Source organism: Xanthomarina sp., assembly GCF_035306705.1.
Taxonomy (GTDB): Bacteria; Bacteroidota; Bacteroidia; order Flavobacteriales; family Flavobacteriaceae; genus Xanthomarina.
In genome coordinates this window covers 1-13,870 of record NZ_DATGNO010000072.1, presented here as the reverse complement: position 1 = coordinate 13,870, position 13,870 = coordinate 1, and the positions used below count along the sequence as shown (strand labels likewise).

The 13,870-nt window shown below is 33.3% G+C and carries 16 protein-coding genes and 1 rRNA gene; 8 read left to right on the top strand and 9 right to left on the bottom strand.

Going from position 1 to position 13,870, the window contains the following annotated elements:
* Positions 1-33 precede the first annotated feature (33 nt).
* Positions 34-690, top strand: coding sequence for a YceI family protein (locus tag VKY47_RS05810; protein ID WP_324311146.1), 657 nt, complete (start codon positions 34-36; stop codon positions 688-690).
* Positions 691-740: 50 nt separating this feature from the next.
* Here VKY47_RS05810 and VKY47_RS05805 read toward each other — a convergent pair whose 3' ends face one another.
* The 4 genes from VKY47_RS05805 to VKY47_RS05790 form a co-directional block, all read right to left on the bottom strand.
* Positions 741-1,646 (bottom strand): TIGR01777 family oxidoreductase, encoded by a 906-nt coding sequence (locus VKY47_RS05805; protein ID WP_324311190.1) that lies wholly within the window; start codon positions 1,644-1,646, stop codon positions 741-743.
* 334 nt (positions 1,647-1,980) lie between these two features.
* Positions 1,981-2,664 carry a tRNA (5-methylaminomethyl-2-thiouridine)(34)-methyltransferase MnmC2 gene (mnmC2, locus tag VKY47_RS05800; RefSeq protein WP_324311144.1) on the bottom strand — a complete coding sequence of 228 codons (684 nt, stop codon included), beginning with the start codon at positions 2,662-2,664 and terminating at the stop codon, positions 1,981-1,983.
* A gap of 3 nt (positions 2,665-2,667) precedes the next feature.
* Complete coding sequence (locus VKY47_RS05795) at positions 2,668-3,105, bottom strand: hypothetical protein (protein ID WP_324311142.1); 438 nt, start codon at positions 3,103-3,105, stop codon at positions 2,668-2,670.
* Positions 3,106-3,612 carry a DUF4920 domain-containing protein gene (locus VKY47_RS05790; protein WP_324311141.1) on the bottom strand — a complete coding sequence of 169 codons (507 nt, stop codon included), beginning with the start codon at positions 3,610-3,612 and terminating at the stop codon, positions 3,106-3,108.
* 111 nt (positions 3,613-3,723) lie between these two features.
* On the opposite strand from VKY47_RS05790, the gene VKY47_RS05785 reads away from it, so the two are divergent.
* A complete protein-coding gene (locus VKY47_RS05785; RefSeq protein ID WP_324311140.1) occupies positions 3,724-4,794 on the top strand; it encodes a branched-chain amino acid aminotransferase in 1,071 nt (356 codons plus the stop codon).
* A gap of 197 nt (positions 4,795-4,991) precedes the next feature.
* Here the strand turns inward: VKY47_RS05785 and VKY47_RS05780 are convergent, their stop codons facing one another.
* A complete protein-coding gene (locus VKY47_RS05780; RefSeq protein ID WP_324311138.1) occupies positions 4,992-5,378 on the bottom strand; it encodes a nucleoside triphosphate pyrophosphohydrolase family protein in 387 nt (128 codons plus the stop codon).
* 130 nt (positions 5,379-5,508) lie between these two features.
* Here VKY47_RS05780 and VKY47_RS05775 point away from each other — a divergent pair, with 130 nt between their 5' ends.
* A complete protein-coding gene (locus tag VKY47_RS05775; RefSeq protein ID WP_324311136.1) occupies positions 5,509-5,694 on the top strand; it encodes a hypothetical protein in 186 nt (61 codons plus the stop codon).
* 329 nt (positions 5,695-6,023) lie between these two features.
* On the opposite strand, the gene VKY47_RS05770 is transcribed toward VKY47_RS05775, so the two are convergent.
* The gene (locus VKY47_RS05770; protein WP_324311134.1) at positions 6,024-8,063 is read right to left on the bottom strand and encodes a dipeptidyl-peptidase 3 family protein; all 2,040 of its coding nucleotides are present in this window, start codon (positions 8,061-8,063) and stop codon (positions 6,024-6,026) included.
* Positions 8,064-8,153: 90 nt separating this feature from the next.
* Between VKY47_RS05770 and VKY47_RS05765 the strand changes: the two genes are divergently transcribed.
* Both VKY47_RS05765 and crcB read left to right on the top strand, forming a co-directional pair.
* Positions 8,154-9,173 (top strand): SRPBCC family protein, encoded by a 1,020-nt coding sequence (locus tag VKY47_RS05765; RefSeq protein ID WP_324311132.1) that lies wholly within the window; start codon positions 8,154-8,156, stop codon positions 9,171-9,173.
* Positions 9,174-9,210: 37 nt separating this feature from the next.
* Positions 9,211-9,576, top strand: a complete 366-nt coding sequence (gene crcB, locus VKY47_RS05760; RefSeq protein WP_324311131.1) for a fluoride efflux transporter CrcB — start codon at positions 9,211-9,213, stop codon at positions 9,574-9,576.
* A 39-nt stretch (positions 9,577-9,615) separates the two neighbouring features.
* Here crcB and VKY47_RS05755 read toward each other — a convergent pair whose 3' ends face one another.
* Entirely contained in the window at positions 9,616-10,218 is a 603-nt protein-coding gene (locus tag VKY47_RS05755) for a DUF1684 domain-containing protein (RefSeq protein WP_324311129.1), read from the bottom strand.
* 327 nt (positions 10,219-10,545) lie between these two features.
* Between VKY47_RS05755 and VKY47_RS05750 the strand changes: the two genes are divergently transcribed.
* Together VKY47_RS05750 and VKY47_RS05745 are read left to right on the top strand one after the other, a co-directional pair.
* Complete coding sequence (locus tag VKY47_RS05750) at positions 10,546-11,763, top strand: MDR family MFS transporter (RefSeq protein ID WP_324311127.1); 1,218 nt, start codon at positions 10,546-10,548, stop codon at positions 11,761-11,763.
* Positions 11,764-11,861: 98 nt separating this feature from the next.
* The gene (locus VKY47_RS05745; protein ID WP_324311126.1) at positions 11,862-12,317 is read left to right on the top strand and encodes a hypothetical protein; all 456 of its coding nucleotides are present in this window, start codon (positions 11,862-11,864) and stop codon (positions 12,315-12,317) included.
* Between the two features lie 2 nt (positions 12,318-12,319).
* Here the strand turns inward: VKY47_RS05745 and VKY47_RS05740 are convergent, their stop codons facing one another.
* On the bottom strand, positions 12,320-12,763 hold the full coding sequence (locus VKY47_RS05740) for an Lrp/AsnC family transcriptional regulator (RefSeq protein WP_324311124.1): 444 nt from the start codon (positions 12,761-12,763) through the stop codon (positions 12,320-12,322).
* 127 nt (positions 12,764-12,890) lie between these two features.
* Between VKY47_RS05740 and VKY47_RS05735 the strand changes: the two genes are divergently transcribed.
* Positions 12,891-13,274, top strand: a complete 384-nt coding sequence (locus VKY47_RS05735) for a hypothetical protein (RefSeq protein ID WP_324311122.1) — start codon at positions 12,891-12,893, stop codon at positions 13,272-13,274.
* 512 nt (positions 13,275-13,786) lie between these two features.
* On the opposite strand, the gene rrf is transcribed toward VKY47_RS05735, so the two are convergent.
* Positions 13,787-13,870: ribosomal RNA gene (gene rrf / locus VKY47_RS05730) — 5S ribosomal RNA — on the bottom strand; the annotation flags it as partial.

Below are 13,870 nucleotides of genomic sequence, written 5' to 3'. Positions count from 1 at the left end.
TTTGCAAATTAACACTATAAACAATATTTTATTATGAAAACAAGATTTTTTACAATCTTAACAGTTGCTGCAATGACATTAGCTTTAACAAGTTGCAAAGATAAAGCACAAGAGGCTACTACAGGTGAAGCCGAAATTGTAGCTGAAAAAACGGATGTTTCTACAAAATACAAAGTAGATTCTGCCACATCTAGCATTACTTGGAAAGGACATAAACCAACAGGTTCTCACCACGGAACCATAAACATTGAAAATGGAGTTTTTACTATCCATAACGATGTTTTAGAAAGTGGTACATTTTTAATTGACATGAACTCTATTTATGTACAAGACATGCCAGAAGAAGATGAAAACCATGCCAAATTAACGGGTCACTTAAAAAGTGCTGACTTTTTTAATGTAGAGCAATTTCCTGCTGCTGCTTTTGAAGTAACTAAATTGGAAACTATAGATGGAAAATCTATGTTATCTGGAAATTTAAAAATGAAAGATGTTTCTAACAACATTACTTTTCCTGTAAACATTGACCAAAATGGTGAGTCTATTGCTATTACTAGTGAAACTTTTACAATTGATCGTTCTAAATGGAATGTACAATATGGTTCAAAATCATTTTTTGATAACTTAGGAGATAAGTTCATTAACGATGGTATCGAACTTCAAATTGATGTGAAAGCAACAAAATCTTAATGATTTTTAAGCTAAAAAAATTAAAACCGTTACAATTGTAACGGTTTTTTTTATTGTAATAAATCGTCTAAAGCAGGTTTGAGATTTACAAAACGATGTACAAAACCTGTATCTATAATTTTTTTGGAACACACGCGCTGACTTTCAAAAAGCAACACATGCATCTCTCCTAAAACCAGTTTCATTGCTAACTTTGGAATATTTGGCAACCACAAGGGTTTATCTAGCGTTTTTGCAATGGCCTTAGTCAGTTCCAGATTTGTCACTGGATTTGGTGCCACTCCGTTAAAGACCCCCTCCAATTCATGTTCTAAAACATGTAAAAATATACCAGCCAAATCCCTTTTATGAATCCAAGATTGCCATTGAAGCCCACTTCCAAAAGCAGCTCCAACCCCAAACCTAATAGGTTTTGCCATTTGCGGCAATGCACCTTCTTTGGAATCCATAACTAAACCAATTCTAATTTTTGTGACTACCATACCCAAATCAGAAAATTCATCCGCTGCTTTTTCCCAACTCTCTGCAACTTCTCCTAAAAACCCTAAAGAAATAGACGATGCTCCCTCTTCATAATAGTTGATTTTGGAATCAGGGTAAATACCAATAGCACTCGCAGAAATTAATTGTTTGATATCTATATTTTCGTCTACAATGGCTGTCTTTAATAATTGCAACGACTGCAACCTACTATTTAAAATATTTTGTTTGTAACTTTTTGTCCATCTCTTGGAAATTGGGGATCCAGCTAAATTGATGATGGCATCCACACCTTCAAAACAAGACTTGTCAATTTCTTGTTTGGCTGGATTCCAGTAAAAACCTTTATAGTTCTCCGTAGTTTCAATCTTTTCCTTTGAAGTCGTTAAATAATGCACAGAAATAGATTGTTTTTTACATTGAGCTACAATGGCATTTCCTACTAATCCCGTAGCTCCAGTAATTAAAACTTTCATGCTCATTTTTTATTTAAAGATACGGCTTAACATGGCCTTTAACAGACACTTTAGATTAGGTTTAACAGATTTAACTAAAGTTTATAGGTTTTTAAAGGAATGAATTGTTTTTTATTAGACGTATTTGGCTCGCCTATTAACCACATGTTATAGTTTTTTTATCTAAGGAGCCATTTTACAGATACAATCAACGAATTTCCATTCTCGAGAGCATTTGGTACGTAAGGCTCACCGAATGCTAAGAGCCTCTCTTTGAAGGCATTTGGCTCGCTGCGCTAACCGAATGCTAAGAGCCTCTCTTTGAAGGCATTTGACTCGCTGCGCTAACCGAATGCTAAGAGCCTCTCCGGGCTCTTAGCATTTCACGTTTTCCTGGAGGACCTGGAAGTTTTTCTACTAAAAAATCGACAGCTTGCATGGTACGACGCACGCTTCCTTTAGCAGAATAGGTAACTAAAACACCTTCATTTTTCAGAGAATCAAACATGATTTTAAACATAGATTCTGTCCATAGTTCAGGTTGTACTCGTGGTCCAAATGCATCGAAATAAATAAGGTCGTAAGCCTGAGTGCCTACTATCTCATGAAAATGCTTTTTTTGTTTTTCTAAGGTAAAATATGGTGTTATTTCAATAGGTTTTTCCCAAGAGCTGGAATGAATACTTTCATAAAGCAGATTAATACTGCCATCTTGAAACAGACTGTTATAATTAAGTGCCAAAACCTCTTCCTTTGAAATAGGATAAGCTTCTACACCTACATAGTTTATTGAAATCTGGGATTTTTTGGCTTCAACTAAAGTAGTCATAGCATTTAATCCTGTGCCAAAACCAATCTCCAAAATTAAAATAGGCTCAGCAGTGTTTTGTCTAGTTTTAATAACATGTTGCAAACCCTGTTTAATAAAAACATATTGGGATTCTTGTAAAGCGCCGTGGAGAGAATGGTACTGCTCGTCTAATTCTACAAGTTGAATTGTTTTGGAACCATCGGCAGTTGTGATGATTTTACGTTCCAAAATCTATTTAATTAATAATTTCTGGATTCTGGAGATGGGACCAGTACATTCCGTTTGGTGGCAAGAAATACAAAGATTTACAGTATTATTAAAACGTTCTTCAATAGGAATTAGAGATTCTGTATTGAAAATTTCCTTTTCACTTTCTATAAATAGTTTAGAAAAACTCCGAAAAGTTTCGTTTCTACTTTTAAAATCTGATAATTCTGCTGTGTGAATTTTTAAAAAGTCCAACGGGAATTCTGTTGGAACTTTTCCATCCAATATGTCTTGTTTTACCTTCAAATTTTGAGCAAACATCTCGTTCATGAGATTGGCCATTTCGGATGGTTGATACATATCGTAAACCATTAACTCTGTAGCTGCTTCTGGAGACTCCTCGATCTGTTTACAACTTAAAACAAATAGTAAGGCGCACATACTGAAAAATAATAATCTCATCTATTCTTCTATTAAAAGAACACCATTAGCTACAAAAGAATAGGTGCGTTTAGGTTCTGTAATAGCTGCAATTTCTTCTTCTGTCTTTCCTGCGTCTTCAGCATAATGGCGCAATTCGTCCACAGACAATTCGCTTACAAAAGCTTTTCCATCAACAATAACATCTTTTCCAGCAATATTTTTAGGCATAAAAAAACCGTAGTCCTTAAACTTTACCATTACCTGTTCGTCATTTCCTAAATCCATTTTCATCCAACAACCTTTTGACTGACAAACTTGATCGACCTTCCCTATTAATTTGGTTGAAACACTATCTCCAACCTTCATGTTTTTATAATCTTCTGCCATAGAAAGTAGCTCGACAGCTTGATCGGCAACTATTTCATCACCAAAAGAAACATAAGCTAATTCTTTTTTATCTTCAGAAACTTCTGGAGTTTCGTTTGTGTTGTTTTTACAAGAAATAATTAGGATTGCAAAAACAAAAAGGGTAAAAAAATATTTCATAACAAATATAAATTAAATTGAGACTATCGACAAATATACGTTTTTTTTAAAAAAAGTTTTGGTTTTTTAATAGACATAAATTTTTTACATTCGCAGAACAAATAAAGCATCATGATAGACCCTTCAAACACCCCATTGAGCATTGAGAAATCTGCCACATCCAAGATTGTAAATGTGGATTTTGAAAATTTAACTTTTGGAAGAACATTTACAGACCATATGTTTGTTTGCGATTACGCAGATGGTGCATGGCAAGAACCTAAAATCATGCCTTATCAGGCGATGACTTTAGAGCCTTCAGCCAGAGTTTTTCATTATGGACAAGCAGTTTTTGAAGGTATGAAAGCCTTTAAGGACGCAGCCGGGAAAATCTGGTTGTTTAGACCGGAAGATAACCAAGAACGTATAAATAAATCTTCGGCTAGATTAGCCATGCCCGCTTTTCCTAAAGAATATTTTTTTAAAGGTTTAGAAACTTTATTAAAAATGGATGCTGCATGGATTCAACCTGGAGTTGGAAACTCTTTATATCTAAGACCATTTGTTATAGCAACAGAACCTGCTATCTCCGCATCGCCAGCAAACACCTATCGTTTTATGATAATTTGCTCTCCGGCAAAAGCCTATTATTCTGGGAAAGTACGTGTTCTATTTGCTGAAAAATACAGTCGCTCGGCCAATGGAGGTGTTGGATTCGCTAAAGCTGCAGGAAATTACGCTGCTCAGTTTTACCCAACTGCTTTAGCTCAAGAAAAAGGTTATCAACAAATTATTTGGACTGACGCCAGTACACATGAATTTTTGGAAGAAGCGGGTACCATGAACATTTTTTTTAGAATAAATGACACACTTGTTACTGCTCCAATTAGCGATAGAATCTTAGATGGAATTACTAGAAGAAGCATCCTACAGTTAGCCGAAGACAATGGCATTGCTGTTGATGTAAAACGCGTTCCCGTATCTGAAATTAAAGAAGCCGCAAGAAATGGTAGTTTAAAGGAGATTTTTGGAGCTGGAACTGCTGCAGTTGTGAGTCCGATTTCTGCATTCGAACATGGAAATGAAGTGTTTGAAATTCCTGAAAACGATAGATCGTTTGCTGCTATGTTTAAAAAGCAATTACAAGAAATCCAACATAACATATCTGAGGATAAACACGGTTGGAGACATGAAGTTAAATAGTTCTGAGTTTGAGCATGCCTGAATAAGATTGTCTTTTTCGACCTTTTTATAATAAATTTAAAGGGTACTAGTAACTCAATATCTTGGTTTGCTTTTTACCATTTACCATTCACTTTTAAAAAAAAACACTAACACTTTTCAAACAAAATCATCCTGATAAGAAGCGCACATTATTCTTTTTTCTATCTTCTTAACAACTATTTCTCTAGAATCGTTGCAATATCTGGCTGAAAATAATTGGGACCTTTAAGTACCTTTCCATCTTCGCGATAAATAGGCTCTCCATTCTCCCCAAGCTTACTCATATTACTGCGTTGTATTTCCTCAAAAACTTCTTCAATTTTATGTTGCATGCCATGCTCTATAATGGTGCCACATAGAATGTAGAGCATATCTCCCAAAGCATCGGCAACCTCTACCAAGTCGTTGTTGTTTGCTGCATCTAAATATTCTTCGTTTTCTTCGCGCATTAATTTATAACGAAGCAAGTTTTTTTCAATTCCTAAATGTGCCTTAGGTGTTTCGCGATAACCTAATTTAAATGCTGTGTGAAAAGCTTTAACTGCTTCTATTTTATTTTTCATGGAAATTTATTGCTTTTAGTTCGGAACCTGTTTGTTGCAGACAGATCGGAAATTATTAATTAAAATTTTTCATTCCTTAAAACAGAAATCTTAATGGAATGTTTTTGTAATTTTGTCTAAAATTAAGAATATGTTTACTAAAGGACAATGGGTTTTTGGAATTTTATTTGCAGTTGTTTTTATTATCGCCATTTTCTATACGTATAGACGCGATTTAAAGCTTCATAAAAAATACTATAAAGGAAGTGTTTGGATTTTATTGGCCTTTATTTCTTTTATCATATTTATTGCTTCCATTAAATGGTTTTTCAAGTAATCTGTTATAATCTTCCCAACGTAGATGAAGTGATTTTATTAGAAAACAATAAGAATGTTTGATTTTATTAATCTTAATAAATTCATTTTCACCAATCAAACTATCATTTTTAAAAAAAATAATTAAAAAACGGGTAACATTTTGAGAATTTTACGATATATAATAAACTCTACTATTATGAATTCGTTATTAATCTTGTTTTTATTACTTGTATTAAACTTTATTTTATTGAAATTTAGCGTTAATAAATAATTACTGCTTCAAAATGACATCAATAAAAAAGCCTTAATGAAAGAATCATTAAGGCTTTTTTATAAGTAATTATCTAATTAATTCACTTCTGGAAGAAAGTTATAGTTTTTGCTATAATCCAACATCTGACCGGAAAAAGTTTCTGGCTGAGTTACTTTAATAGCAGTAATTTCGCCATTATCATCCATTTCAGGAACCAAGATAGGATTTACAAACCCGCTATAAGGAGCTCCTGTAAATTGCTTATTACGTTCTAATATTTCAGCATGTAAATCTTGATCTACTTTTACTCCATAGGTTTCTACCAAAGTTTCAACTGCTTGGTAATCTCCTTCAGATTTAATTCGTTGTGTTTCTCGTAATAATTGTCCGAATAAATCATGTAACTTATCATAATCCGTAATGTTATAATAGGTTTTTCCGTCGCGAGTTATTTTTTCAATCACGTTGTCTGCTTTACCTTTTTCAAAAACCCAAGCACTCACCCATTGTCTATTTCGCATATGTGCTTGTTCAACGTCATCACCTAAATTTAATCGGATTAATTGCGTCATCAATCCATTTCTAATATAACCATCGTAAGCGGTTTTTCCTAAAGATTTCCAGTCATCGACCAATCCTAGTTCTTGTAATTTTGGATTGTATAAATAGTAAAGACCTACTAAATCGGCACGACCTTCTTCTAAAGTAGACGCATAATTTTTAAGTGTTTCTTTGGTTTCTCCAACACCAGGATTTAATTGTCCAGATGCATGACCAATAACTTCATGTAAGGCTGTATGTAATTTATCGGCTACTTGACCGTATTTTTCTTCTAGCTCTAACTCTTCTTCATCGTTTACGAATTCTTTTAAACGTCCAGAACTTTCTGCATTGTTATAAGCTTCAATTATATTTCCTAAGGAAACAGATTTACTCCCAACAGCAGCACGAATCCAATTGGCATTTGGTAAATTAACGCCAATAGGCGTACTTGGGGAAGCATCTCCAGCTTCACCAGCAACATTAACTACTTTATAAGTTACTCCAACCACATTTTTCTTTTTGTGCTCGTCCATTAAAGGCGAATTGTCCTCGAACCATTGCGCATTATCCGATAAGACCTTCATTTTTTGAGACATGTCAAAATCGTTAATCTGAACGATAGACTCAAAAGTTCCTCTATAACCTACTGGATCGTTATATACTTCAATAAAACTGTTTATATAATCTACATTCCCATCTGTGGCAGCTGTCCAAGCTACATTATAATCATCCCAAGTTTGAAGATCTCCTGTTTTATAATATTGGATTAACAAGCCAATAGCATCTCCTTGAGCTTTGTTTTCGGCTATTCCTTGGGCTAGATTTAACCATTTAATAATTTCGTCAATAGCAGAACCATATAAACCTCCCGATTTATATACCAATTCCTTTAATTGTCCATTTTCCTTTACCAACTTAGAATTTAGACCAAAGGACAAAGGCTTTTCTGGATTTGGAGATTTTTTACTTTTATAAAACTTCTCTACGTCTGCATTGGTTACACTTGGCCCATAAAAGTTAACGGCAGAAAGTGCCACATTATCAACACCTTTAGCTTTATTGACTTTCTTTGAATCGGTGTTGTTGAAAATAACATTAAAAGCCTCTTCTTCTAGTGCCGTATTGGTTTCAGCTAATAAAGTTTTTAAATAGTCTTGAGAAAATTCTGCCTTCAACTTATCGTTTGAATAATGATGGTGAATTCCATTGCTAAACCAAACTCTCTTTAAATAAGTTTCAAAAGCCAACCAATCGCTGTTCGTTTTATCTCCAGAATAATTGGTGTAAATAGCTTCTAAAGCTGTTCTAATTTTTAAATTATGTCTATAATTTTGATCCCAAATAATATCTCTTCCGGCCAAACCTGCCTGGGTTAAATAATAAACCAATTTTTGTTCTTTTAACGTTAAATTTTCCCATCCTGGAATTTGATAACGTAACAACTTAATGTCGGCAAACTGCTCAACATTGTAATCGAAGGTGTTTTCTACTTTTACTTCGGCAACTTCAACAACTGGTTCTTTTTTATCTTCTTTACAAGATACAAAAACAGTTAAGGCTAAAGCAAAACCTAATACATGTGTAACTTTCATCTTTTATTTTTTATTTAGTGTTTTACAAATGTAACATATATTGAGATACTACAAAATTGATTATCTTTGAAAAACAACTAGACTCCCAACATGAAAGCACTAAAATATATTCTATTTTTAATTCTTATTTTAATTATTGGATTAACCATTTATATTGCTGTACAGCCAAATTCCTTTGAAATAAAAAGAACTCGAACTATTGAAGCGCCTGCTCAAGTTATTTATAATAATGTGATAGATTTTAAAAACTGGAAAACCTGGTCTGCTTGGACCGAAAACAATCATGATGTCGTTGTTACATTAGGAGAGCAAACCAAAGGTGTTGGAAGTTCTTATGCTTGGGAAGACAACGATGGCAAAGGCCAGATAAAAACTAGTGCAACTTCAGAAAACAGTTCTATAGATCAAAAGTTACAATTTGGTGATTTTCAGCCATCGGAAATTCATTGGGAATTTAATCCAAGAACCGAAAATAAAACAGAAGTTTCGTGGACCTTGAGTTCAGACAAAATTCCATTTAAACTAAAAGCCTATGCCCTTTTTACTGGGGGATTTGATGAAATGATAGGTCCAGATTTTGAGAGAGGTTTAGAAAAATTAGATAGTGTGGTTGTAGCTTCTATGAAAGTTTATTCTATAAAGGTTGATTATATTACTCAACATGGAGGAGGTTTTTATTTATACAATTCCACTTCCGCTAAAATGAACGATCATGAAGCCGTCAAACAAAAAATGATGGCCGAAGTTAGTGCTTATGCTAAAGAGAACAACATTACAACTGCAGGACCTCCTTTTGTCCTTTATCATAATTGGGACGAGGCGAACAATGCGGTTATGTTTTCGTGCTGTGTACCTACTACCAATCAAGTAATTACTGTAGAAAGCGATATTTTAACAGGACAATTAGAGCCGTTTAAAGCTTTAAAAACTACACTTAAAGGTAATTATAGCAACTTAAAAGAAGCTTGGGAAACCTCTATAGATTATATTCCTAAAAACGATTTAAAGTTAGCAGAACAAGGTCCTATGCTTGAGGTACACGTTACTGATTCATCTAAAATACTAAATCCGGCCGATTGGGTGACAGAATTATATCTAGCTTTAGATTAATAAAAAAGAACCTTTAAAAAAAGATAAAACCTATTAGATGAAACAACTTTTACTCGTTTTTATAGGTGGCGGTTTTGGAAGTGTACTAAGACATCTTCTTGGAAAATATTTAAACAGCTATGAAACTGGAATTCCTTATGGTACTTTGGTGGCCAATATTATTGGAAGTTTACTTATTGGACTTATTTTAGGTTTTGCAGCCAAAAACAATGCCCTTTCACAAAATCACACCCTGCTTTTAGCAACTGGTTTTTGTGGTGGATTCACTACTTTTTCCGCTTTTGCTTATGAAAATCATGTCTTTTTAAAAGCTGGAGATTTCATGAGCTTTGCTATTTATACTATTGCAAGTTTTGTATTGGGCTTTCTTGCAGTTTTTTTAGGAATGTTTCTGGTTAAGTAGAAAATACCTTCCTTGAAATATTTTCAAAAACCGTGTTTTTTAATGATTCTGAAAAGCTTTAACTCCTGCTTCCACCTTAACTTCTAAGTAATTTTCTCTAGGCACAATCGGGCAAGAATATTTTTCGTTGTACGCGCAATAAGGATTATATGCTGTATTAAAATCAATTTCAATTACTCCGTTGGTTGGTGGTTCACAATCTAAATATCGTCCTCCTCCATAGGTGCTTTCCCCATTTGTTGTATCTAAAAATGGTAAAAAAAGATAGTCTTCAAAACCTTCTTCATTCATTAAATCCATGCTTTGATAGATATTAAGTTGGTGCTCTTGTCCTTCTAACTCAAAAGTTGCAACTCCATATTTCACATACATAGGCATTCTATCTGTAGTCGTTTTCATTTTAAAAGGAACTTCATCTGGTGTTCTTTCAAACGAAGCTTGAACTACATAAGAAGAATCGAACTTAAAAAAATCCAAGCCCGTAAAACCTTTTCGATCTTTATCTTTTAATGGCGACTTAGAGGCATCTTTAAAATCTGCATTCATCTTTCTTTGAAAATCAGTGTCGCCTAAAATTGGTTGTTTCTTTTGAGAACAACTTAAAACTGAAAGCAATAAAAAAAAATTTAAGAAGTATTTCATTTTAATATTTTTTACATTTCAAAAATACAACTTTAAACTATTTTGTTTAGATTTGATTCATTAAAAAGTAAAAATCAATGATTAATTATATTGTAATTTATAGAAAGCATTCCTCTTCTTTAAAGAAGAAGGCTAACGATATGTACTAGCCATAAAATTATCAATTGAAGCTATATATAAAAGTCCGACGATAACGTTGGGCTTTTTTACTTTTAATGAAGCCGTGAAGCTTCATTTTATATTATTGAATTAATCCTGCTAGAAGTTGGGATCTAATTAATAAAAAAGATTTCCATTTATATGGAAATGAAGAATCATCACTTTTAAATGAAATTACTGTTTAACAATTATATAAACACTTTTAAAGGACTCTCTTCTGAAGTGTGGTGGCTGGCCCTGGTAACCTTAGTTAACAGAGCCGGAACTATGGTTATCCCTTTTCTGTCTTTATATCTAACCGAAAGCCTACATTTTACCCTTGGAGAAGTAGGTTGGGTGATGTCTGCTTTTGGTCTCGGATCGGTTTTTGGAGCTTGGTTGGGAGGTAAGCTAACCGATAAAATAGGCTATTATAAAGTCATGGTTAGAAGTTTACTAAGTACGGGCGTTCTTTTTATCGGATTGCAATACTTGAACAGCTTTGCCTCATTTTGTGTAGGAATTTTTATAATCATGCTCGTTGCAGATATGTTTCGCCCTGCCATGTTCGTGGCATTGAGTGCCCATAGTAAACCAGAAAATAAAACACGTTCGGTAACATTAATTCGTTTGGCTATAAACTTAGGGTTTTCCGCCGGACCAGCTATTGGCGGTTTAATTATTACTAGCATTAGTTATAGAGGCCTATTTATAGCCGATGGACTCACTTGTATTTTGGCTACTTTCCTACTTATAAAAGTTTTAAATCCTAAAAAAGTAAAAACTTTAGATCCAGTAATTAACCAAAATCCCCAATCTGCATATAAAGATAAAGCATTCTGGATTTTTCTGGTGGCCATGTCCTTATTTGGAATTATTTTTTTACAATATTTTTCAACCATGCCTTTGTATTATAAAGACATCCATAAATTATCTGAATTTAAAATTGGTTTGCTTTTAGGCTTAAATGGCTTTTTTATTTTTGTGTTCGAAATGCCACTTATTAAATGGTTAGAACATACCAAATACACAAAACCTGGGCTCATGATATTTGGCGCGCTCTTAACCCTAATTAGCTTTTTAGTCCTTGACTTAACCGCCTGGGTTGGAATATTGGTTATTGGAATGTTATTAATGACTGTGGGAGAGATGATTGCTTTTCCTTTCTCCAATTCCTTTGCTTTGCAACGAGCTAAAAAAGGTAATCAAGGAGAATATATGGCCTTATATACAATTGCTTTTTCTGTAGCACATATCTTTGGACATAACACCGGTCTACATTTAGTTGCTCGCTATGGCTTTAATATAACTTGGGGAGTCATGGCTATTTTAGGGCTTATATGCGTTGGACTTCTTTATTATTTAAAACGCTATTTGAAATCAAAAAATGAGTTATATTTAAGATGATTTTAGCGAGTATTAAGTTTGAATAAAAGGGTTCTAATATGAAAGAGGAATGGGAAAAATCACTAATATTTCTGAAAGCCATGGAAATTCAGGAAATAGTGGATCATATAGTGAAGATTGCAGAAAATAGCGAAATTGAATTTGAAGAGGAATTTGAAGAAGATATGATTAAATACAATCTTGAAAGCCTTATAGAGAACTCTCTCATCATTCCTGCCAAAATAGCTGGTGCCGGCGATGAAGACATGCTATACGACATTAAAATGGAAAATGCAGCAATAATAAGACAAGCTGCTAGAGAACTTATAACAGATTCGCGGGGCCTGCAAATGCATGGATATAAGGATATAGAATACCTCGATCTATTAAGAAAAGAAATAGAAGTATTTAGAGTGTTATTTGCTGAATGGGTAAAAACTTTTGATTGCTGGAATTACATCATAGATAGATGGGGGCTTTTTAATCCACCAGGAATAAACTATGACGATCATGATCCAGATAACGATCTCCCTTTTAATGATAACGGCTTTGATGATAATGATACCGACTTATAATTCTATTTTAATGGTTTTACAGGATGATGTTTAATAACATGAGACAAAACTATTTGAGTTTTTGTTTCCCCATAAACAATTAACTGATCGATAAAAGTCTCTAAGTGTTTCTGATTTTTTAATACAACTTCCATAACTATATTTTCGTTACCAGTAATTCTATAGCAATTTAGAACTTCGTCAAACGTTTTCACCTTTTCTAAAAATGGTTTTAGCATTCCCATAAAAGCCCGAATAGTAATAAGTGCTTTTAATTGATATCCTACTTCAAAAGGAGAAACGGATGTATGGTAATTTTGGATAATTCCAAGATCCTCCATTTTCTTAATTCTCTCAGAAACGGCAGGAGAACTTATTCCCACTTGTCGGCCAATTTCGGCATTAGAAAGCCTAGAATTGCTCTGCAAACAATTTAGAATCTTCCAATTTAATTGATCTAAACTCATATTAAAGAATAATTGAATTCTACGTTAATAATTAAAGTAAATATACCATTTTACTTTAATATCTAAAGTTGAAAATGAAAACTTGTTGGTAAATTTGATAGAATTATTTAAAAAGTACGTATTAATTATGTCAACACACTTGTACCATTCTCCTATCTATCAAAAGGCAATGGAAATTATAACTTTATCACGTAGTATATCTACGTATTTAAATCAAGATTTGGCATATCTCAAACCTGACGGTAGGGAAGACTCAAACATCTATTTCTCTGGAGATATTGTGCAACAATCTACCTCTTTAGCGCCAGAAATAGAAAAAGCTGAATTAGAAAAATATAGCGATAAGAAATACAAGCACATTGCGTCTGTTAAACGATTGACCAATTTATTATATAAAAATTGCAGTCGATTGGAAAAATCAAATAGCAATGGAAAAGACTATCTTCCCATTCTTCGAAATGAATTAAAAAAGTTTAGAAAACTTCAACATAATTGGTCCTTAACCTTATAAGGGACTATTAAATAACTATAAAACATTCTAATTAGAGATTAAAACCTCTTTTTGGCCGTCTCGTTCTATTCGTTTTACTGTTAAGAGTTGTCTTAAGTAGCAATTATCTTCTGATTTAGCCTTTAAAAAAATCGTATAACTATTTATATGAATTTCAGCTATGCATCAACATAGAGTTTAGTACTGTTCCAAATATTCCTTTCTTCAAAATAAGCATTTATAGGGTACTTAAAACCAATCATGTAGTTTTGCTCGTTTTCGTTTAATCGTATTAGAGAGTGTCTTTCAAAACATAAATCTTATACTAAGAAACCATTTAACAGCATTAAACTATCCTTCGTAAGCTTTTAAGCTAAGGAGAACACTGCTTTCAAAAACAAATAGTGATAAGGCTTGTATGGAACTTAACGATTGAAGATAACCTTCTAAAATGTAGATAGTGCCATTTAAAACATTTCAAAAAAAGTTATAAAAAAAAAGTCCCGATCCATTAAAATGAATCGGGACTCTAAAAAAGGCGATGACCTACTCTTCCACAAATGCAGTACCATCGGCGCTAATGGGCTTAACTTCTCTGTTCGGAATGGTAAGAGGTG